Genomic DNA, 20712 nt, shown 5'->3' with positions numbered 1-20712 from the left:
TGATGGTGGCGGCCCTGGCGTTCGGGGCGGCGTGTGGGGTCGACGACGACGAGGGCGGCCCCGGCGCGGGCGGGCCGGAACGAGACGCGACCGCGGAGTTGGCCGGGATCGCCGGGGCGGGGATCCCGCAGATCGACGCGGTGATGCCACTTCCCGCCGGCGCGGTCATCAGCACGGACGTCCCCGCCGGCCTGCCCGACGAGAACGACGAGAGCTGCGATCCCCTGCCCAGTCTGCGGCCGAACGACGCCACCCCCGCGGAGAGGGTGCCGCGGATCCTCGAGCGGGGTCGACTGATCGTGGGACTGGACCAGGGCTCCAACCTGTTCTCCTTCCGCGACCCGGCCAGCGGCCAACTCACCGGCTTCGACGTGGACCTGGCGCGCGAGATCGCCGCGGACATCTTCGGCGACCCGCGACAGGTGGAGTTCCGGTCGCTGACGTCGTCGAACCGGCTCGAGGCGCTGGAGAACGACCAGGTGGACGTGGTGATCCGGTCGATGTCCATCACGTGCGCACGGCGCGAGCGGGTGACGTTCTCGGTGCCGTACTACCAGGCCTACCAGCGGGTGCTGGCGGTGCGCGGGTCGGGGATCACGGAGATCGAACACCTCGAGGGCAAGCGCGTGTGCGTGGCCGCCGGGACGACGTCGGCGTCGCGGTTGTGGGAGGAGTTGGATCGGATCACGGTGCTGTCGGTGAACACGTGGGCGGACTGCCTCGTGGCCATCCAGCAGAACCAGGTGGACGCGATCACCACCGACGACGCGATCCTCGTGGGCATCACCGCGCAGGACCCGTACCTGGAGATCGTGGGGCCGCAGCTCGACGCGGAACCGTACGGGGTGGGCATCGCCAAGTCCACGCCGGGCGACAACACCGACGGGCTGGTCCGTCAGGTCAACTCCACGCTCGAACGGATCCGCGCGGACGGCACGTGGAACCGCATGTATTCGACGTGGTTGTCCGGGCTGGGGCCCAACCCCGGGATGCCGGTGCCCAGGTACGTGCCGGAGGAGCAGCGATGAGTTACCGGAAGTGGGACGACCCGCTCGAGGAGGGCGAACCCAGCGTCGGTACGCAGGCCACGATGCGGACCGAGGCGGTGGCCGTAACGGAGGCCGCCACGGCGACCGGACTGACCGAGGCGACGGGCGCGATGGAGGCCACGGGCGCGATGGGGGCGACCGGGCAGCTCGAGGCCACGGGCCCGCACGTCCATTCGGGAAGCATGGCGGAGACCGGGGCGGTCGAGGCCACCGGCGCGGCGTCGATGACCGGGTTCCTCGCCGACACCGACCCTGGTGGCGGCAGCAGCCCGGGCCGGGCGGGCCCGGCGCGCGCGGCGGGCGCGGGGCGGAGTCATGATCCCGAGTCCCGCACCGAGTCCGTCCCCGGCGCGCGGTCCTCCGCCCGGACCGGCGAGGTGATTACCGGCGACCGGTCGACCTCGGCACCGTTCCGCATGCGGCACCCCGACAAGCCGGAGGACCGCCCGAGCCAGGCCGCCGAGGGTCTGGTCGACCTGCCGTACATCATCCCCGTCGACCCCACCTCGGCAATGTTGGAGCCGGAGGACATCGAGGCCGAGTGCGCGGCCTCCGACGGCAGGCTGCCGCGGCCCGAACTGTGGCCCGGAGACATCGTCGCCGACCAGTACGAGGTCCGCGGTGCGCTCGCCCACGGCGGGATGGGCTGGATCTACCTGGCGGTCGACCACAACGTGTCCGACCGCTGGGTCGTCCTCAAAGGCCTGCTCCACGCCGACCAGGCCGAGGCCCAGGAGGTCGCCGTCGCCGAGCGGGAGATCCTGGCCGAACTGTCCCACCCGTCGATCGTGCGTATCTACAACTTCATCCACGACGACTGGGCCACGTCGCCCACCCATGGCGGGTACATCGTCATGGAGTACGTCGGCGGCCCCAGCCTGCGCGACGTCCGACGAGCGGCACCCGGGCGGGTGCTGCCGGTGGAGAAGGCCATCGCCTACGTGCTCGAGGTCCTGCAGGCGCTCTCCTACCTGCACTCGGTGGGACTGGTCTACAACGACCTCAAACCCGAGAACATCATGCTCACCGAGGACCACGTCAAACTGATCGACATGGGCGCGGTGTCCGGCGTCGGGGACTACGGGCACATCTACGGCACCCCCGGTTTCCAGGCCCCGGAGATCCCCCGGACCGGGCCCACCATCGCCTCCGACCTGTACACCGTCGGTCGCACCCTCGCCTCGCTCATCGTGCGGCTCCCCGTGGTCGACGGCCGCTACGCCGACGGCATCCCCTCCCCGATGGAGGAGCCGGTGTTCAGCCGGTACGACTCGCTGTACCGGTTCCTCCTGCGCTCGACCCACGAGGAACCCGACTCGCGGTTCCGCAGTGCCAACGGGATGGCCAACCAGCTCATAGGCGTCCTGCGGGAGGTACTCGCGCTGCGCACCGGGGTCCCGCACCCGGCGTTCTCCTCGGTGTTCTCACCCCAGCGATCGACCTTCGGCACGCTCTTCACCGTCGAGCCGACCGACTTCCTCGTCGACGGCCGCGCCCGCGACACGACGCTCACCGGGTCCGAACTGGTCGACGCCCTGCCGGTGCCGCTCATGGAGGCCTCCGACCCCGCCAGCCGCATTCTCGCCGCGACCTCGTACACCTCGGTCGAGCAGCGGATCGACACCCTCCTCGAGCTGTACTCCGACACCGAGTCCGAGGCCCGCGAGAGCGTCGGCGTGATCATGTCACTCACCCGCGCCTACCTCGAGAGCGACGATCTCGCCGCGGCCGAGGCGCTGCTGGAGGAGAACGCGCACCGGATGCCCGCCGAATGGCGGCTGGTCTGGTACGACGGCGTGACCGACCTGCTCAAGGGCGACCCCGTCGGGGCGTATCCCAAGTTCCAGAGGGTGCTCTCGGCCATGCCCGGCGAGAACGGCCCCAAGCTGGCCCTGGCCGCGACGGCCGAACTGATCCTCGACGTGTGCCCCGAGAGCGACCGGGCCCGCTGGGCACGCTCGAGCGAACATTTCTACCGCACTGTGTGGTCGGTCGACCGGTCCGTGATCAGCTCCGCGTTCGGGCTGGCGCGCCAGCTGCAGCGGCGCGGCGAGGTCAAGGCCGCCATCGAGGAGCTCGACCGCGTCCCACCCAACTCCCGGTACTCGGCGCTGGCCAACCTCACAGCGATCCTCCTGCTATGCCAGGGCCGCCCGCTCGATGAGACCGAGGAGTCCCACCTCCGCGAGGCCGCCCGCCGCGTGACCAACCTGTCCGCCGGCGAGCACCGTGCGTTCCAGATCCGGCTCACTGTTCTCACCACCGCACTCGCCTGGATTCAGCTACCGGGCAACGAGCCGTCCCCGTCACCTCTCATGCGCGGCGTGCCGTTCACCGAGTTCGGGCTGCGCTCCGGCGCGGAGACCGTACTGCGGACCCTCGCGCGCTCCACGGAGACCCGTCAGCAACGGTTCCGTCTGGTGGACCAGGCCAACAGCATCCGTCCACGCACCCTGTTCTGAGTCCGCGGGGGTTCCACATGCCTCAGGGGTTCTCCCCTCGGGCCGGGTGGCTCAGCCCTCGCGGTCGAGAGCGGGGTCGAGAGCGGGGTCGAGAGCGGAGTCGACGGCGAAGGCCGGGTCATCGTGGCGGCGGCGTCGCCTGGCGAACAGGATGAGCGTCGCGCCGGCCGCCGCCGCGGTGAGCGCCCACAACACGAGCTCGGGCCCGCTGACGCCGGTGGTGGCCAACGACCCGCGGACCTCCGAATTGGCGCGGATCCACGCGTCCGACGGCGCCCCCTCGCGCGGTGTCACCGCACTCTCTGCGACCCGACCGGTGGCGTCGCCCTCGTCGGTGGCGGGGTCCGCGTCAGGCGTGGTGGCCGCGGTCGCGGGGGCGGTGGGGGCAGAGGCGGTGGGGGCGGTGGTGCCCGCCAGCGAGTCCGAACCGGCGGAGCTACCGGGGCCACCGGAACCACGCGAACCACCGGAACCGGATGAACCGGACGAGTCGGACGACCCGCCGAGCGAACCGGTGAGGGAGCCCAGGGCGGGGCCGAAGACACCGATCACCACACCGATGACGCCCCCGACGATGACCGGCCAGACGACGTCCGGCAGGTCCGCCGAACCGCCGCCGGCGGCGGGGTGGACCACCACGCGCCGCACAGAGGTGTAGGTGGCCTCTCCGGGCATGGTGACCGAGAACGCGATGTCATAGGTGCCGGCGCGGGTGGGAGTACCGGTCAGGGCCCCGTCCTCGAGTCGCATGCCGGGCGGCAGCGTGTCGGTGACCACGTTGAGCACGGTGCCCTCGGGCCGGGTCGGGAGAATCGGCCGGGGCCCGTACTCGTGCCCCGCGGTCACGTCGGGCAGCCGGTTGAGCGGGTCGGACGGATCGGTGCCGATCAGGTCCTCGGTGGTGTCGGGCAGTCCGTCGCCGTCGCGGTCGAGGCCGTCGACGTCGGAGAACGACACCCACATCCTCGGACTGACACTCTGCCGCTGCGCACTGTTGGGGACGTCGAGCGGAACGGAGACCTCGTCCACCACTCGCGCCGACTCCCCCGGCCCCAGTTCGAGGGCGGCTACCGTGGCGCCGCGGGCCGGAGAGCCCCCGGCCTACCCGGTACCCGCGCCGTACAGCATCACGGTCCCCGAGTCGGCGGCCGTCGCGCCGGTGATGCTCGACCGCACCGCGAACTCGGCGCCCTCCGACACCACGAAGTCACCGACCCCCACCGCGTACCGGCCGGTGCGGCCGGAGTCGGCCGCATTGCGGACGTGGTAGGTGCGGTCGACGGATTCGCCGGGGAGCATCGCGCACGGGTCCACTTCGGGGATGCCGCCGCTCGCCCCGGGCGGAGCGGGGACTGCGGTCGGAGCGGCGAGCGAGGGCCCACCGGCCGGGTCGCAGCCCCACGAACCGAGAGCGAGATCCGGGGCGTCCGTCCAGGTGGAACCGTCCAGGGAGAACTCCAGATCGGTGTGGGCATCGAGGGCAGGCACCGTCACCGCCTGAGCCATGGACGCCCCACCCAGGACCAGGGTGACGACCGCAGCCAGGATGAGTGGCACGATCCCACGCTTCCCGGGCGAACCCTGCGTCGGGCCGGGACGCAGCCCGTGCTCGGGCCGGGCGTCCGGGGAGGAGGGTGAGGCGTGGGGCATCGTCCGACTTCGTCCAGCCCGGACTCGGATGCCGGGGATCACCCCGCACTCTATAACTAAAGTAGTTCTTAGCAAATGTGGACGGGGTTATCCTCCCAGGCCCAGCACCTCGTCGCACGCCCTCGCGATCGCCAGTTCCTCGTCGGTGGGCACCACGAGCACCGTCACGCGACTGTCGGGGGTGGAGATGACCCGCTCGCCGGTGCCGTTCTCGTTGGCCTCGGTGTCGATCTCCACACCCCAGCCGCGCATGGTGGCCAGCGCGTCGGCCCGCAGGCGCGCGACGTTCTCCCCCACCCCTGCCGTGAACGTGATCGCGTCCACGTCGCCGAGGACCGCCCAGTAGCCGCCGATGTAGCGACGTAGGCGATGGATCACCACGTCGTAGGCCAGCATGGCGTCCTCGTCACCGTCGTCGACCCTTGTCAGGAGTTCGCGGAAGTCGCGCGCCCCCGACAACCCCTCCAGCCCCGACCGGCGGTTGAGCAGAGTGGAGACGTCCTCGGGCGACATGCCGCGGTCACGGATGAGGTGGATGATCAGGCCGGGGTCGAGGTCTCCGGGGCGTGTACCCATGACCAGTCCCTCGAGGGGCGTCAGACCCATGGACGTATCCATGGCGCGGCCACCTTCGATAGCGGACGCCGACGCCCCGTTGCCCAGGTGCAGGACGATCTGGTTGAGTGCGTCGTACGGGCGGCCCAGGACGTCGGCGGTGCGGCGGGAGACGAACTCATGGCTCGTGCCGTGGAAGCCGTACCTGCGCAGGTCCCACTCGCGTGCCGTCTCGCGATCGATGGCATAGGTGTGGGCGGCGGCGGGCAGGGTGTGGAAGAACCCGGTGTCGAACACGGCCACGTGCGGCAGCCCCGGCAGCAGGTCGCGGGCCACCCGGATGCCACGCAGGTTGGCCGGGTTGTGCAGAGGGGCGAGCACCTCGAGCTTCTCGATGTCGGCCTCCACCTCCGGCGTCACCTCGACCGGCTCGTGGAAGGCCGGCCCGCCGTGGACCACACGGTGGCCGATCGCCTCGACCCCCAGGTCGGTGGGATGGACGTGCAGCTCCTTCGCCAACTCCAGTACGTGACCGAGCGCGGCGGTGTGGTCCGGGAACTCCGCCTCCGCGGTGCGTTCTTCCGCACCGGCACCGGCCAGGTCGCTGCGGCGAACGGTCAGCGTGCCCACGGGCTCACCGATCCGCTCGACCAGCGCCCAGGCCAACTCACCCTCGACGGCGGTGTCGAGGATCTGCAGCTTCAGGGAGGAGGAGCCGGAGTTGATGACGAGCACGCGGGTCATGAGTCGCTTCCCTGGAGGTCTCCGACGCCCTGCGCCTGGACTGCGGTGATGGCGACCGTGTTGACGATGTCCTCCACGAGCGCACCGCGGGACAGGTCGTTGATCGGCTTGCGCAGCCCCTGGAGGACCGGGCCGATCGCGACCGCGCCCGCGGTCCGCTGTACGGCCTTGTAGGTGTTGTTGCCCGTGTTGAGGTCGGGGAACACCAGGACGGTGGCCCGGCCGGCGACCGGGGAGTCGGGCATCTTCTTGGTCGCGACGGTGGGGTCGACGGCGGCGTCGAACTGCAGGGGCCCGTCCACGACGAGGCCGGCAGCCGGATCACCCTCGGTCGCCTCGGCGATCCGCGACCGCACGAGTGCGGTCGCCTCGCGCACCTTGTCGACGTCGGCCCCACTGCCGGAGTCCCCGGTGGAGTAGGAGAGCAGTGCCACACGCGGGTCGATCCCGAACCGCGAGGCGGTCTCGGCGGACGACACCGCGATGTCGGCGAGCTGCTGGGCGGTGGGGTCGGGCACCACCGCGCAGTCCCCGAACGCCAGTACGTGGTCGGCCAGGCACATGAGGAACACGCTCGAGACCGTCTTCACGCCGGGGCGGGTCCGGATGATCTCCAGGGCGGGGCGGATGGTGTGCGCGGTGGTGTGGGCTGCGCCGGAGACCATGCCGTCGGCGAGCCCGGTGTGCACCATCATCGTGGCGAAGTAGGAGATGTCGAGGATGCGGTCACGGGCCACGTCCGGGGTCATGCCCTTTTGCTTGCGCAGCTCGACATACTCATCGGCGAACCGATCGGCGTGCTCGCTCGTCCGCGGGTCCAGCAGTGTCGCGCCGCTCAGGTCGATGCCCAGCTCGTCGGCACGCCGACGGATCGCCTCGGGGTCACCGAGGATCGTCAGGTCGGCCACGTCGCGCCGCAGGAGTCGGCCGGCGGCGTGCAGGATGCGGTCGTCGTCGCCCTCGGGGAGCACGATGTGGCGCTTGTCGGCGCGGGCACGCTCGAGGAGCTGGTGCTCGAACATCTGCGGCGTCATCACGTCGGGCGCGTCGACCCGCAGCGGCGCGAGCAGTTCCTCGGTGTCGACGTGCTTCTCCATCAGACTGAGCGCGGTCTCCACCTTGCGCCCCGAGCCCGAGAACACGCGCCCGCGGGTCTCGGCGGCCAGACGGGCGGTGTCGTAGGTGCCGTGACCCGTGCAGATGATCGGGAGGGTCGAGCGCATCCCGCGGACGAGCTTGTCCAACGCCGCGTTCGGCCTGACCCCACCGTTCCAGATCATCCCGGCCAGCGAGGGGAAGCCCTCGGCGGCGTGCGCGGCGAGGACCGCCAGGACCGCGTCGGTGCGGTCGGCGGGGACGATGACGACCATCCCGTCGACCAGTCGCTCCAGGATCCGGTCGCCGGTCATGCCGCCGACCATCACGGCCATCGCCTCGCGGTCGAGCAGGGCCGGGTCGCCGGAGTAGAGCTCGCCGTCGACCGCCTCCATGAGCTCGCCCATCGTGGGCGCGGTGAGCAGCGACTGGGAGGGCAGCGTCCAGGCCGGTACGTCCAGCGAACCGAGCTCGGCCCGGATCTCCTCCAGCGCGCCGGGATCGCACCGGTTCACGACGACTCCCACGGGGTGGGCGTGCTCGACACGCAGCTCCTCGAGGGTGAGCCGGGCGTTGGTGCCGATCTCGGCCGGGGTGCGGTCGGATCCGCGGAGCACCAGCAAGACGGGGGCGCCGAGGTTCACGGCGATCGTGGCGTTGAAGTCGAACTCGGTGGGGCTGGGCACCCCGGTGTAGTCGGTGCCGACGATCACCACGACATCGCACTGCCGGGCCACCGCCTCATATCGGTGCACGATCTCGCTCAGGGCGGCGTCGCGGTCGGAGTGCACGCGCATGTTGGTCACGCCGATGCAGTCCTCGTAGTCGAGGTCCACGGTGGTGTGCTGCAGCAGCATCTCCACGATGCGGTCGCGTACCGGTTCCTCGTCCTCGACGCCGGGACCGGCGGGGCGGGGCGCGACCGTGACGGGGCGGAACACCCCGACCCGCTGGACGGTCCCGGCCAGGATGCGCAGCAGTCCCAACGCGACGGTCGACTTGCCCGTGTCGCCCTCGGGGGCCACGACGTAGACCGCGGACGAGGAGAGCGGCGCACCGTCCGACTGGGACGGGATCGAGAGTGCGGCGACGTCGGAGTCGGACAACTCGGCCCCGGTGGGATCGCCTGACCCCGAGGCGCGGGGTTCGGACGCGAGGGTGTCGGACGCTACGGACTCGCAAGGAAGGGATTCGGGCACGGGGGCATTGTGACAGCGCCGGCGGCGCAGCACACCTTGTACACACCCGACGGCCCGATCCCCCACCCCGGTCCGGGGCGGGTCGTCACACATCGGTGAGCCTGTCGACGCCGGGAGGCAGCCACGTGCACAGGCCGGGCGAGGCGGGGTTCACCACGGTTGTCCACCCTCCGGGGCCGTCGCCGACGAACCCGTGGTGGACGGGACAGCCGAGTGCCCCGTTGGCGACCGTCGTCGGCCCGCCCCTGGACCATTCCCTCACGTGGTGGAACTGACTTCGCCTGGCCGGGGCGGTGCACCCGGGGAAGGTGCACCCTCCGTGGGAGGCGTAGAGGACCAACCGCTGGATCGACGACGCCAGGCGCCGATCGGGGTGGGCGTCCACGTCGATCCGGTGCAGCTCCTCCCGGCCGTCGCGCAGCAGGGAGACGAACCACGGCATCGTTCCGTCCATGGAGACCGCCTGCCGCACGCTGAGCTGGGTGCCGGCGTCGGTCTGCACGAGCGTCGTGGGGTCCTCGAGCTGCTCCGGTGTCACCCGCACGACGATGGTCGCGATGCCCTTGGGGCGGGCGGGGTCGACGGTCGAGCCGAGGGCCCACTGGTGAACCAGGGCGTCGTGGGCGCGCTGTTCGGGGGCACGCTCGTCGGACCCGGGTTCACACTCCACGGCGCCGCCGGGCCCGCCGAAGTCGCACAGTGCCCTCTCGACCAGGGCGCGGCCGCGGGGCGTCAGGGTCATCGTCAGGGTGCTGGTGCCGTCGGACCGGACCGCGCCGAGCCGCGCCGAGCGCTGACGCTCCTGGTGCTCCTCGCGGCCCCGTCCGCGGTCTGGGCACAGGGCGGCGATCCGGCGCGCGGCCTCGGCCCGCAGGTCGGCGGGCGCCGCCGTGCGGGCGAAGTCCGTGAGCTCCTCGGCGAACCCCGACTTGGCGTCGCCGCCCATCGTTCCGGGCAGACCGGAGACGGCTCGGGCGATGATCCGCTCGTGCTCGCCGGTGATCTCCCCGTTCGCGGCCGCCCGCCCGGCCGGGGTGGCCTGACGTCCTCCGGCGTCGATCCGACCGTGCACCGTGCCCTTCGCCAGTCCCAGCTTCTCGGCGAGGAGCGCGGCGACGCCACCGGCGGTGCGTCCCTTCTGACGGTGCAGCGCGGCCAACTCGGCAGTGGCACGGGAGCCACTGGCGTCCAACCGCCGGGCCACGACCTCCACGCGACCCACCGCGTGGGCGAGCGCATCCGCGTCGTGCTCGGCCCAGTCGACCGCGCACAGCGTCTCCACCGACGCTTCCAGGAACGCGAGAACGTCGGTCAGCGGGGCCGGTTCGTCCCGCTCACCGCCCCGCCCCTCCGCATCCCATACTCCCTGTTCCATACGCCGAAGCATAGAACACAGGTACGACACGAACCGGTCCGGAAGCGCGTCGTCGTAGGTCGGCCCGCGTCATCCCCGCGAAGTCATGAGGCGGAACTTGAGCTCGTCGAGCATCGCGCCGATCTCCGTGCTCACCAGCGCGCGATCCAGTGCGACGAGCCGGGGCAGGACGGCGTCGGCGGCGTCCCACCGGCGGCGGTCGAGGTGCTGCGACGCGCGCGAGTACAGCAGTTCGAACTCGGCGAAATCCCGAACGCGGTCCGTCGCCAGCTCTCCCAACCACATACCTTCGCGGCCCCGACTGTCCGCCGCCTCGATGACCCGCCGAACGGAGACGAGGGTCGCCCGCGGCCCGGCCCCGCCGTCGGCGGCGCCTCGCCCGCCGCCGCCGTCGGCCCGGTCGAGCTCGGCGGCGAGCCGATCCGCTACCCGGGCGATCACGTCCAGCTCGTCGAGCAATCCGCTCACCAGGTCCCGCTCGGCCGCGACGTGCGCCCCGCTCCGGGCGGCCTCGGCCCTGGTGCCGGCGCGCGCGACCTCCCCGCCCAGCCGGAACAGTTCAGCCGCCGCCGAGTCGACGGCGGCCCCGGCCGCGCGGGCCTCCCCGAGGAGGCCGCGGGCCCGATCGGCGAGATCCGGGGCGCCCCGCGGGGTCACGGTGTACCCCTAGTCGACGACGACGAGGACCAGCCCGAAGTCCCCGGCGTCGTCGGTCCACACGGTCGGGCCGACGAACCCGTGGCCGGCGAGGTCGTCGGCGAGTGCGTCCGGCTCGAACTTCCGAGCGATCTCGGTGCGGATGCCCTCCCCCGCGGCGAGGGTTCGCGAGCGCCCCAGCGTCGGGAAGTCGACGTGCACGTCGCGGACCGCCCGCAACCACATCTCGATCCTGCTCTCGGCGGCGTTCCACACGGCCTCGTGGCGGAAATCGCGCCTGTCCAGCCCGGTGCACTCGACGGTCCGGGCGATCACGTCGAGCATGTTGAGGTTGAATCCGGCGGTGACGCCGTCTGCGTCGTCGTAGGCCGCGACCAGCCGCTCGGGGCTCTTGACGAGGTCGAAGCCGAGCGCCAACCGGTCGCCCGGGTCCATGACGCCGCGCAGCATCGCGAGGAACTCTGCTCGCTGGGCCTCGCTGAAATTGCCGATCGTGCCGCCGAGGAAGAGCACCAACCGCCCGCCCGGCTCGCCCGGTAGGGGGCCGTCGAGGGCGGTGAGGTCACCGACGACCGGGACGACACGCAGTCCGGGGTACTCGGCCGTGAGCGCCCGGGCGGAACCGAAGAGCATCTCGGTACTGATGTCGACCGGAACGAACAGTGGTCCGGCTGGATCAGTGGCGCCGGTCGGGCGGGAGGCGAGGACGTCGAGCAGGACCCGCGTCTTCTCGCAGGTCCCGGCCCCGAGCTCGACGAGTGTGTCGGCATCGCCGACGATGTCGACGGCCCGCGACCGCAGGATTTCCGCCTCCGCGCGGGTGGGGTAGTACTCCGCGAGCCGGGTGATCCGGTCAAAGAGCAGGCTGCCCTTCTCGTCGTAGAACCAGCGGGGCGGCACGGTCGGCGGGTCGTCGAAGAACCCGGCGCGCAGATCCGATTCGAGCGCGGCGGTGTCGGGATCGGCGGTGCTCGTCGTCGTCGTTGTCGTCGTCGTTGTCTTTGCTGTTGTTGCACCGGGGCCGTCGGGCCCGGCGGCACCGCACTGGGCGGCCACCTCGCGCGCGCCGGTCACCGGGCGAGCCTCAGTCCGGCGGCCGCCCACCTCGAGGCTGCGGGATAGAAGTTCCGGTACGTGTGCCGCGTGTGGCCGGCAGGCGTGAACGCGCTGCCACCGCGGAGGACATGCTGGTCGGACATGAACTTGCCGTTGTACTCGCCGGCCGCGCCGTCCTCGGTGACGAACCCCGGATACGGCAGGTAGGCGCTGGCGGTCCATTCCCAGACGCCGCCGATCGTCCGATCCGCGGCGGGCCGCGGGTGGCAGCAGTCGGGGTCGAGCACGTCGCGGATCTCCCAGCCGGTGGTGGCGACCTCCCACTCGAACTCGGTGGGCAGCCGCGCGCCGGCCCAGCGGGCGTAGGCGTCGGCCTCATAGAAGGACACGTGAATGACGGGCTCGGCGTCGACGACCGGCCGCCGGCCGCTTAGCGTAAAGGTGGTCCACTCACCGTCGGCGGCGGTCGCGGTGTCGGCGCCGGTCGCGGTGTCGGCGGCGCGGCCGGCCGGGCTGTCGTCATCACGCCGCCAGTACCCGGGCGCGTCCCAGCCCTCGGCCTGGACCGTGGCCCAGCCGTCGGACAACCACAGTTCGGGCCGGGAGTAACCGCCGTCGGCCATGAACTTCTTCCACTCGCCGACGGTGACCTGGCGGGTGGCGACCTCACCGCCGGGGATCCACACGCGGTGGCGGGGACGCTCGTTGTCGTAGGAGAACGCGGGGCCTGCGGCGGTGGCGGGGCCGGCGGCGGTGGCACCGGAGTCGCCCCCGACGTCGGAGTCGCCGGGAGCCGGGGCGCCGACCTGCACGACTCCCTCTGCGACGGCGAGCCAGCCGGTCTCCCCCGGCGCCGCTCCTGACGGGTCTGTGGACCTGTGGACGTAGACCGGGTCGGTCGGATTGTGCGAGAAGAGGTGCTTGATGTCCATGAGCAGCAACTCCTGGTGCTGCTGCTCGTGATGGCAGCCCAGCTCCAGCAGTTCGAGGCCACGCTCGTCGACCCGGCCCGCCTCGATGGCGTCGACGACGGCCTCGTCGATGCGGGCGCGGAAGTCCCCGATCTCCGCCACCGACGGGCGGGTGATGAGCCCGCGCTGCGGCCGCGGCTGCCGTGGGCCGACCGCCTCGTAGTACGAGTTGAACAGGAAGCGGAACACCGGCTCCGGCGAGGTGTAGCCCGGCAGCCGGCCCAGCACGAACTCCTCGAAGAACCACGTGGTGTGTGCCCGGTGCCACGCCGCGGGGCTGGCCGCGGTCATCGACTGGGGGATCTGGTCCTCGGGGCTGAGCCGGGACGCGAGCAGGTCGGTGAGCCCCCGGACCTGCTGGAACTTCTCGACCACGCTCTCGGCGCGGGCGGTGGTGGCGACGGTTCCGGCTGTCATGGCTTCCCCCGTAAGTTGTGGTCGACGGCAGGCGGTCCGCGCCGGCGGACCCCTCGGCCCCCGACGCTGACCGCCACCCTAACCACGGTGTGGCCGCCGTCCCACCGATCCGGCCGTGCCCGGACGAACGGCGGCGATGCCTACCGGAACGGGAGCGGGCCCGGCTTTCCGGCACGCTCGGCGGCGATGTTGCGTCGCTCGTGCTCGAGCAGCCGCAGCCGGTACTCGGGGCAGTTCCCCATTCCGCCATCGGCGCGGATCACCCGGTGGACGGGGATGACGAACGGCACCGGCACCAGCGTGCACAGCCGGCCGACGCGACGGGCGTTGCGTGGTCGGCCGGCGTCGATACTGACCTGGCCGTAGCTGGAGGTCTCGCCGTAGGGGATGTGCTGGATCTCGCGGTAGACCTCGCGTGAGAATTCATCGTGGACCCCGGCCGCCGCCCAGTCCAGCGGGACGTCGAACCCGCGGAGCCTCCCGGCCAGGTAGTCCTCCACCTGTTCCGCCAGGCGGGCGAGGTGCTCCGCCGCGGCGCCGGGCTCGGGATCGCGGCCCTCGTCGTCGTCGTGATGTTTCACGTTGAACCAGGTCGCGGCGGCATCCCTGTGGTCGAGCTGGTCTGCGTCGAGCTGGTCCGCGTCCACCTGGACGAGGCGCGCGATGCCGTCGGGGGTGGCCTCGACGAGCATCAGCCCGGCCGCGGTGGTGAGTACGTGCGTGACACCGCGGGACGTCCGGGGCGCAGGCGCGCTCATACGGGACCCACTCACACCAGCCTCACTCACACCACGCTCGGGCGGTCCGGGTTGGTGACGTCGGCGTCGGCGGTGTCGAGCCGCTCGAACAGGGCGTCGGCGCCGTCGCGTCCGATGGCGGACATCTCCGCGGTGGTGATCGGCACGGCCTGCAGGCGCGTGAGCAGGGGGCCGGTGCCATCGAGGCCGCCGGTCTCGTCGACCACCTGCAGGTCGGGCCACAGGAACGGAGGCGTGAGGACCAGGTGCTCGCACGTGCGGCCGGGATCGACCAGCCCGACCGCGTTGGGGATCACCGCGCCGGGCGCCACGTGGATGGAACCGGTGGCCACCGCGAGCGCGCACGCGTCCAGGACGTCGGCCATGGCGCGGTGCCCGGTGCGTCCGACGGTGACGAACTCGGAGCGGATCTGTCGCCCCTCGGGCGTGGTGACGTTGGTGGGGAGCTCGCGGGCGCCCACGGTGGCGTAGGTGGAGAAGCCGGGCGCGGGAACGTCGTCGACGACGACGATGTCGCAATGCCACTCCGTTGTCTGACCCTCCTCATCCGGCTCGGTCTCGTGCGGATAGCGCAGGACGCGGACCGATTCCTTGTGGCCGAGGATGCCCTCGAGGCCGGAGAGATCGGCCGTGTCCGGGCCGGGGAGGTTGTTCTCGTTACTCATGCAAGGGCTCGCAGTCGCGGTTCGAGGTCGGATGTGAACAGGTCGAGGAAGCGTTTCTGGTCGTGGCCGGGGGCGTGGAAGACCAGGTGGTTCAGGCCGGCATCGACGTATTTCTTGACCTGCTCGACGGCCTCGTCGGGGTCCGAGGCGACGATCCAGCGCTTGGCCACCTGCTCGATCGGCAGCTCGTCGGCCAGGCGCTCCATCTCCCGCGGCGAATCCACCGAGTGTTTCTGCTCCGGAGTCAACGACAGCGGCGCCCAGAAGCGGCAGTTCTCCAACGCCGCCGCGGGGTCGGGGTCGTAGGAGATCTTGATCTCGATCATCCGGTCGATCGTCGAGGAGTCCCGCTCGTTGAGGCGTGCGCCCTCCTCGACCGCGGGCAGCAGCTTGTCGGTGTAGAGCTCCATGCCCTTGCCGGAGGTGCAGATGAAGCCGTCGCCGACGCGGCCTGCGTACTTCGCCACGACCGGGCCGCCGGCGGCGATGTAGACGGGCACACCGTCGGACGGGACGTCGTAGAGGAAGGCGTCCTTGGTGGAGTAGTAGTCACCCTCGAAGCTGGTGGTCTCGCCAGTCCACAGCTCGCGCATGAGCCGCACCGACTCGCGCAGTCGCGCGAAACGCTCCTTGAACTCCGGCCACTCGCCCTGGTGACCGGTGGCGATCTCGTTGAGCGCCTCACCGGTACCGACGCCGAGGAAGACGCGGCCCGGGTAGAGGCACGCCATGGTGGCGAACGCCTGGGCGAGCACGGCCGGGTTGTACCGGAACGTGGGCGTGAGCACCGAGGTGCCCAGCTGGAGGCGTTCGGTCCGCTCCCCCACGGCCGTGAGCCAGGACAGGGAGAACGGGGCGTGACCGCCGTCGTGGCGCCAGGGCTGGAAGTGGTCGGAGACCGTGGCCGAGTCCATGCCCGCCTGCTCCGCCATCACGGCGAACTCCACCAGATCACGCGGACCGAACTGCTCGGCCGACGCCTTGTAACCGAGCTTCAGGGACGGAGTGTCGGGCATCGGCTTCTCCTGCAGGTAGGCATGTGACCAGATTCACCTCTGGCGCGCGCGGGGCACGGGGCCGAGTATGCCAGCGAGCCAGGTTAGGGGTGCACGGGTTGACAGCCGCTCCCCCTTGCACCGCCCTGACCTCCTCGAATGTCGGAGCCCACTCCAAATCCAAGTCAACACTAATATTCACGACACCTAACGAGTGCGTACCGAGCGACCGATCGGTGCATTGCGCTGGGAGAATAAACCCAAGTTCATGGTTGCGGCATCAGTAACTTTTTCGTAATGTATGCGGCGGGCCACCGCAGTGGCCCGGTGTCGATCAAGTCCCATCCCCGTACGAGGCCGACACATCCCACCCCCCGGGATCGTCGCGTGGTCCCCCTCGGAAAGGCAGGGCGCACATGGACGCCACCACTCTCCTCACTCCCGAAGCCCAGCGGAAGCAGGACCGGGCCCGCAAGCGCAAGGCGATCCTCGCCGGCGGCGTGGTGCTCGGCCTCGGCGCCGCGGTGACCCTGGCCGCGTGGTCGGATGACGTGTTCGCGAACGGTACGTTCAACACCGGCTCCTTCGAACTCGAGGGCAACCTCACCACCACCGACGTCGATTCCTCCGAAGTGGTTACCCAGTACCAGAAGTACGACGTCTCTCCCAGCGGCACGCTCCAGTTCAAGCAGGTATTAACAGAGGTCACTCTCCAGCCCAACGAGGAGGTGTTCGCGCCGATCAGCCTCCGCCTGTCGCCGACCACCACCGACGATGGCAAGTACGTTCTCACCGGGGTCACCTTCGGCACGCCCGCTGATGCGGATCTCGCCAGCAAGCTCAACTACCGCGTCATCACCGGATCCACCGCGGCGCTCTGCGACTCGCAGACTCCGACCGGCGGGACCAACTGGTACTCCGGCGTCGTGGCGGACTCCGCTCCAGGGACGACCAATTCATTGGCCTCGCCCCGTGATCTCCTGAAGAACGCCGGCACTCGGGACCAGCTGTGTCTCGGCATCACCCTGAACGACAACTCCGAGTCCGTCCAAGGTGCGACCACCACTCAGGTGATCTGGCAGTTCAAGGCCACCGCCAACACCTGATCACCGCCGACCCGGCTCAGCGAACAGCTGACGCACGGTCGTGATCTACCCCCTCGGGCGGGACCGCTCAGCGGTCCCGCCCGACCACACCACCCCGGAAGCAGATTATGAGCGACACCGCCCTCACCCCCGCCGAGCGACGCAGCCGCAAGCGCAAAGCGCTTCTCGCCGGCGGAATCGTCCTGGGCCTCGGTGCGACCGCCACTCTCGCCGCATGGACCGACGACGTCTGGGTGAATGGAACTTTCACCGCTGGGAAGTTCAACGTCCAGGGCGCGGTGACCGCCACGAGTGGCAACTGGGCAACTGCAAGCAACTGGCAGGAACTCAACACCTCCGGATCCGCCGGCACGCTCGCGTTCACTGTGAACCCCGCCGCGATGACGCCCGGCGACGCCGTATATGCGCCGCTGAACCTCCGAGTGGACCCGTTAAAGAACAGCTACAACGCTGCGATCACGCTGCCGACCGCCCCGACCGGACCCGCTAGCGCCACCCCGGCGGAAAACCAGGCCTTCTTCAATGCGTTACGTGTCACCCTCTACAACGTGGCACCGGGCAGCTGCTCCAGCGCTGGCATCGGGGCGACCGAAGGGATTCCTGGTCTCACCTACGTAGCGCTCACCACCACGGCCACAACGCCCATCACCGCTCTCGAACTCAACAAGGACTCGACAGCCAAGGGAGTGTGCTTCAAGGTCGAACTTCCGGAGGGCTCCAATGCGAACGTGCAGGGCGGAACCACCGGCACTCTGACGTGGAACTTTCGAGCGACCTCAGCCTAACTAATTGTGATCCCCATCCTGACCGAAAAGACGTGATCCAGTGCCCTCGCTCCGCCAGTTCAACCGGCTCAGGATCAGGCGCGTCGCTCTAGCGGCTGGAGGCGTGGGGGCCGCACTGGTAGCTACCATCTCGGCAATTGGGCCCACCGAGACTACGGCCTCGTTTGCGGACGACGTCTGGAGCAAAGCAGGCTTTACCGCGGCGACGTCTTCATCGTTCAAACTCCAGAGTTCCCTAACTGCCAATGGGAATTACAGCGATAACGGGGCCGATAGTCCTCTCGAGTTGCCTGGCGGATCGACAGGAGTCACCTTCTCTACGCCCATCTCACTCAGTCCGGGGGCCACGTCGTTCGCACCCGTATACCTACGCACATCTCAGGCCACCGCGAAGGGTGCAACAGTTGGAATCTCGACGGCAGCCAAGCGGAGCGGGGTAACGAGCAACGGCGATCTATGGGGAACGACAACTACTGCGGGCTACATTACCTACGCAGCCCGCGCTGTGCCGGTACCGATCCCCAGTTCCCCACCGACATGCGGAAGCAGTGTCTTTTCAACGCCATCCGGCACCTGGCTTTTCGGGGCAGGAACGAACAATGCGTCTAACGTCGCCTTATCAACTGCCGCGACCCCGGCGCAGAAGTTTCCACTCAGTTCGGCCGGAAGTTCCATTTACATGGTTTGTTTCCGTTTCACACTTGCGTCTGGCGTCACGGCGACACCCGCAGCGAATGGCGCTTCCGTCTACCCTGTGTGGACCTTCACCGGAACCCTAGTGCCATGACCACCCCCGCACCTGAAGTGAATACTGCCCTTCCAGAAGATCGCCACCCCCCTGGCCGCACGAGTTTCCGTGCCAGGTTGGTTGACACCTTGCTCACTGCCCTAGCCTCACTCGGGGTGGTCTGTATCGTCGCGACCATCGCCGCGTTCGCGCTCAACATCAGCCTGATCATGTTCAAGACCGGGTCGATGTCGCCCACCATCCCGACGGGCTCCCTCGCCGTCGTCAGACAGATCCCCGCCTCCGACATCAAGGTCGGCGACGTCACGACAGTCTCGCGCGGTGAGGGCCAGCTCCCGGTGACCCACCGCGTCGTGTCCGTGACCCCGGTGGGCGGCGGCACCTATTCGGTGGAGATGAAGGGCGACGCCAACGACTCCCCGGACGCGCAGCCGTACGAGGTGACCGAGGTTAGGAAGGTGCTCTGGCACGCGCCCGGGCTCGCCTACGTGGTGGCCGCCGTCAGTCAACCCAAGTACATGGCCGGGATCACCGTCGCGGCCTCATTCCTTGTCGTGTGGGCGTTCTGGCCCCGAAAGGGGCAGTGACATGAGCATCTCCCGCCCCTCCCCCCGTCTCCGTCGCCTCGCGGCGTCAACCGGCGCACTCGCCCTCGCAGGGACGCTGGCACTGTCCGGCGTGATTGGTCCGAACACCGAGATGACAGAGGCGGCATGGAACGACACCGAAGTCGCGCAGGCATCCGTCAAGGCAGAGTGGGCGAGCGGCGGATGGGCGCAAACTGTGACGAACGCCTACTCAAACCATGGGAGCTACCCGGGTTGGGCATACGCCGATCGCACCAGCCCTCGGCAGGACCTGCGGGACTCCGTTCTTTCTCCGGGCGCCTTTACCGACTCCAGAGGGAACCTCACCAGCAGCCCTCTGAGCACAAACTTCAGGAGCGACACTCCCTATCCAAGACCGGGTACTAATTCGACCTTCTGCGTCCAAGCAGCCGCACCTTTGGCCCAAACTGGCACCCACTCAGGCTGCACTTCCGCCGGGCCCGCTTACACCTTGAACTCTCAAACCCGCGCGAAAGTATGGGGTCGCTCCGGCGGCGCTGCAGACCCCATCAATGGAATTTCCCAGCCACTGGTCTGGGTGGAGGCTAATAATGTGGCGACCATGGCCGAATGTGCCGCAGATGGGTCTTCCTATGCCCTCCCACCCACCGCCTCACTTGCCAACTGGGGTTCCGCAAACCGAGTCGGTTTCATTAGCACTTTCTCCACAACCATTTCCGGCATAACGAGTTCTGGGTACACTGACGGTTGGTATAAGACCCTCACACCACAACTGAACAAAACCGTTATCGCTTGGATTCTTCCCAATTACGCTCCCGGGGCTTCTTACAGTCAGGGAGATGTCTACATACGAGTTTCGCTGACCTCGCGGGCGTACATGACCGCCGGATACGCCTTGTCTGATCTCTACGTCACGATCGATCAATTCCGAGACAACAGCGAGAAAACATATCTGGGATCATTCTCAGTGATATTCGGCAGGGCGGAGTGCGCGGTAACTACCCCCACTCGAATTCGTGTTCCGCTCTCACCCGAATTCGAACCGCTGCCACTGCCCCCTCCGGCTTACCCTGCCAATCCGGGATTGATCCCCGTAAGCGCCGTGCCGGCACCATTACCTCGGCCTGACGGGACGTTGGCATACCCGGGAGATCTCGATTACCCGACGACTACGACGTCAAATCAATTCTTCACCGAGCAGGCTTCCGCTCGTGGGACACAGGAGAGGATTGCTCCCACCTCCGAACTCTCACCCACCACCACCCTGACCTCCCCGCTCGAGAACTCCACCGCATCCGAGACCACCACCTCGGCGCCGCCGAACTCGTCCGGAGAGGACGAGTCGACAACTGCGGGAACGAGCACCGCCGCGACGACGAGCACCACCCGCAGCACCACCACGGTCATTAGCGCAGTGCCCACCGTGTCGGCCGCGCCGACCAACACCACCACCCCGCCGGCGACGAAGACGGCCACCACGCCGTCGGCAGCGCCCGCGGTCGTCATCCCCGACGATCCCGGCACTCTTTCGCCCACTGCTCGACTCGAGGACGTCGGCACTGTGACCGTCGGCGGGGAAGACTTTGTCGTCGTCGTTGAGGGCACCACCGTCCCCACCGACGCACCCCAGGGCGTGGCGGCGCTGGAGATCTGGCTGGGCGGCGGCGACCCCGGCGACACCTGGGCGACGTTCACGTCCACCGACCCCGCCGCGGACGGCTGGCGCTGGGCAGCCATCAACCAGGAGACCGGAACCGTGGTCTACGTCCGCTGACGACCGGTCGACACGCCACAGCGAGAGTGATATCGGACACACCCGGGGGTGCTGTAACGATGCTTCGGCCGCGAACCATAAA

General features: G+C 69.5%; 18 protein-coding genes. 6 read left to right on the top strand and 12 right to left on the bottom strand.

Features of this window, described 5'->3' with window-relative positions; translation table 11 throughout:
- The first annotated feature begins 2 nt into the window (after positions 1-2).
- The gene (locus NR111_RS12565) at positions 3-1028 is read left to right on the top strand and encodes a glutamate ABC transporter substrate-binding protein (protein ID WP_119192474.1); all 1026 of its coding nucleotides are present in this window, start codon (positions 3-5) and stop codon (positions 1026-1028) included.
- A complete protein-coding gene (locus NR111_RS12560) occupies positions 1025-3511 on the top strand; it encodes a serine/threonine protein kinase (protein WP_256820964.1) in 2487 nt (828 codons plus the stop codon). The genes NR111_RS12565 and NR111_RS12560 overlap by 4 nt, the downstream gene beginning before the upstream one ends.
- A 51-nt stretch (positions 3512-3562) precedes the next feature.
- On the opposite strand, the gene NR111_RS12555 is transcribed toward NR111_RS12560, so the two are convergent.
- The 11 genes from NR111_RS12555 to fgd all read right to left on the bottom strand — a co-directional run bounded on the left by NR111_RS12555 (position 3563) and on the right by fgd (position 15669).
- Positions 3563-4468 (bottom strand): hypothetical protein, encoded by a 906-nt coding sequence (locus NR111_RS12555; protein WP_256820963.1) that lies wholly within the window; start codon positions 4466-4468, stop codon positions 3563-3565.
- 144 nt (positions 4469-4612) lie between these two features.
- A complete protein-coding gene (locus tag NR111_RS12550) occupies positions 4613-5161 on the bottom strand; it encodes a hypothetical protein (protein ID WP_256820962.1) in 549 nt (182 codons plus the stop codon).
- A gap of 87 nt (positions 5162-5248) precedes the next feature.
- Positions 5249-6460 carry an acetate/propionate family kinase gene (locus tag NR111_RS12545; RefSeq protein WP_256820961.1) on the bottom strand — a complete coding sequence of 404 codons (1212 nt, stop codon included), beginning with the start codon at positions 6458-6460 and terminating at the stop codon, positions 5249-5251.
- The gene (gene pta / locus NR111_RS12540; RefSeq protein WP_374210726.1) at positions 6457-8754 is read right to left on the bottom strand and encodes a phosphate acetyltransferase; all 2298 of its coding nucleotides are present in this window, start codon (positions 8752-8754) and stop codon (positions 6457-6459) included. Before pta ends, NR111_RS12545 begins: the two co-directional genes overlap by 4 nt.
- An 85-nt stretch (positions 8755-8839) precedes the next feature.
- On the bottom strand, positions 8840-10129 hold the full coding sequence (locus tag NR111_RS12535; protein ID WP_256820959.1) for an HNH endonuclease signature motif containing protein: 1290 nt from the start codon (positions 10127-10129) through the stop codon (positions 8840-8842).
- A 69-nt stretch (positions 10130-10198) separates the two neighbouring features.
- Positions 10199-10786, bottom strand: coding sequence for a hypothetical protein (locus NR111_RS12530; RefSeq protein ID WP_206472843.1), 588 nt, complete (start codon positions 10784-10786; stop codon positions 10199-10201).
- Positions 10787-10795: 9 nt separating this feature from the next.
- Complete coding sequence (gene egtD / locus NR111_RS12525; RefSeq protein WP_256820958.1) at positions 10796-11860, bottom strand: L-histidine N(alpha)-methyltransferase; 1065 nt, start codon at positions 11858-11860, stop codon at positions 10796-10798.
- Entirely contained in the window at positions 11857-13230 is a 1374-nt protein-coding gene (gene egtB, locus NR111_RS12520; RefSeq protein ID WP_256820957.1) for an ergothioneine biosynthesis protein EgtB, read from the bottom strand. Before egtB ends, egtD begins: the two co-directional genes overlap by 4 nt.
- 140 nt (positions 13231-13370) lie before the next feature.
- Positions 13371-13988: a methylated-DNA--[protein]-cysteine S-methyltransferase gene (locus NR111_RS12515; RefSeq protein WP_227022156.1), complete on the bottom strand. Its 618-nt coding sequence runs from the start codon at positions 13986-13988 to the stop codon at positions 13371-13373.
- 26 nt (positions 13989-14014) lie between these two features.
- Positions 14015-14653 (bottom strand): suppressor of fused domain protein, encoded by a 639-nt coding sequence (locus NR111_RS12510; RefSeq protein ID WP_256820956.1) that lies wholly within the window; start codon positions 14651-14653, stop codon positions 14015-14017.
- On the bottom strand, positions 14650-15669 hold the full coding sequence (gene fgd / locus NR111_RS12505) for a glucose-6-phosphate dehydrogenase (coenzyme-F420) (RefSeq protein ID WP_256820955.1): 1020 nt from the start codon (positions 15667-15669) through the stop codon (positions 14650-14652). The genes NR111_RS12510 and fgd overlap by 4 nt, the downstream gene beginning before the upstream one ends.
- A 395-nt stretch (positions 15670-16064) precedes the next feature.
- Between fgd and NR111_RS12500 the strand changes: the two genes are divergently transcribed.
- From NR111_RS12500 to NR111_RS12490, 3 genes are all read left to right on the top strand, one after another.
- Positions 16065-16754, top strand: coding sequence for a SipW-dependent-type signal peptide-containing protein (locus NR111_RS12500; RefSeq protein WP_256820954.1), 690 nt, complete (start codon positions 16065-16067; stop codon positions 16752-16754).
- A gap of 107 nt (positions 16755-16861) precedes the next feature.
- Positions 16862-17539: a SipW-dependent-type signal peptide-containing protein gene (locus tag NR111_RS12495; RefSeq protein WP_256820953.1), complete on the top strand. Its 678-nt coding sequence runs from the start codon at positions 16862-16864 to the stop codon at positions 17537-17539.
- 783 nt (positions 17540-18322) lie between these two features.
- Positions 18323-18874, top strand: a complete 552-nt coding sequence (locus NR111_RS12490; protein ID WP_374210724.1) for a signal peptidase I — start codon at positions 18323-18325, stop codon at positions 18872-18874.
- Between the two features lie 1164 nt (positions 18875-20038).
- On the opposite strand, the gene NR111_RS12485 is transcribed toward NR111_RS12490, so the two are convergent.
- A complete protein-coding gene (locus NR111_RS12485; protein ID WP_256820952.1) occupies positions 20039-20362 on the bottom strand; it encodes a hypothetical protein in 324 nt (107 codons plus the stop codon).
- 55 nt (positions 20363-20417) lie between these two features.
- On the opposite strand from NR111_RS12485, the gene NR111_RS12480 reads away from it, so the two are divergent.
- Positions 20418-20630 carry a hypothetical protein gene (locus NR111_RS12480; RefSeq protein WP_256820951.1) on the top strand — a complete coding sequence of 71 codons (213 nt, stop codon included), beginning with the start codon at positions 20418-20420 and terminating at the stop codon, positions 20628-20630.
- Positions 20631-20712: the final 82 nt, after the last annotated feature.

Origin of the sequence: Dietzia sp. Die43 (assembly GCF_024519835.1) — a bacterium.
Taxonomy (GTDB): domain Bacteria; phylum Actinomycetota; class Actinomycetes; order Mycobacteriales; family Mycobacteriaceae; genus Dietzia; species Dietzia kunjamensis.
Note: the sequence above shows the minus strand (reverse complement) of the source record. Positions and strands in the feature narration are given on the sequence as shown.

What these genes read in the sequence shown, in the direction of transcription:
- NR111_RS12510 (WP_256820956.1), bottom strand. Translation starts at nt 14,653, where the DNA reads ATGAGTAACGAGAACAACCTCCCCGGCCCGGACACGGCCGATCTCTCC.
- NR111_RS12550 (WP_256820962.1), bottom strand. Translation starts at nt 5,161, where the DNA reads ATGCCCCACGCCTCACCCTCCTCCCCGGACGCCCGGCCCGAGCACGGG.
- egtB (WP_256820957.1), bottom strand. Translation starts at nt 13,230, where the DNA reads ATGACAGCCGGAACCGTCGCCACCACCGCCCGCGCCGAGAGCGTGGTC.
- NR111_RS12545 (WP_256820961.1), bottom strand. Translation starts at nt 6,460, where the DNA reads ATGACCCGCGTGCTCGTCATCAACTCCGGCTCCTCCTCCCTGAAGCTG.
- NR111_RS12515 (WP_227022156.1), bottom strand. Translation starts at nt 13,988, where the DNA reads ATGAGCGCGCCTGCGCCCCGGACGTCCCGCGGTGTCACGCACGTACTC.
- NR111_RS12495 (WP_256820953.1), top strand. Translation starts at nt 16,862, where the DNA reads ATGAGCGACACCGCCCTCACCCCCGCCGAGCGACGCAGCCGCAAGCGC.
- NR111_RS12565 (WP_119192474.1), top strand. Translation starts at nt 3, where the DNA reads ATGGTGGCGGCCCTGGCGTTCGGGGCGGCGTGTGGGGTCGACGACGAC.
- NR111_RS12535 (WP_256820959.1), bottom strand. Translation starts at nt 10,129, where the DNA reads ATGGAACAGGGAGTATGGGATGCGGAGGGGCGGGGCGGTGAGCGGGAC.
- NR111_RS12485 (WP_256820952.1), bottom strand. Translation starts at nt 20,362, where the DNA reads ATGACGACCGCGGGCGCTGCCGACGGCGTGGTGGCCGTCTTCGTCGCC.
- NR111_RS12490 (WP_374210724.1), top strand. Translation starts at nt 18,323, where the DNA reads ATGACCACCCCCGCACCTGAAGTGAATACTGCCCTTCCAGAAGATCGC.
- fgd (WP_256820955.1), bottom strand. Translation starts at nt 15,669, where the DNA reads ATGCCCGACACTCCGTCCCTGAAGCTCGGTTACAAGGCGTCGGCCGAG.
- NR111_RS12560 (WP_256820964.1), top strand. Translation starts at nt 1,025, where the DNA reads ATGAGTTACCGGAAGTGGGACGACCCGCTCGAGGAGGGCGAACCCAGC.
- NR111_RS12500 (WP_256820954.1), top strand. Translation starts at nt 16,065, where the DNA reads ATGGACGCCACCACTCTCCTCACTCCCGAAGCCCAGCGGAAGCAGGAC.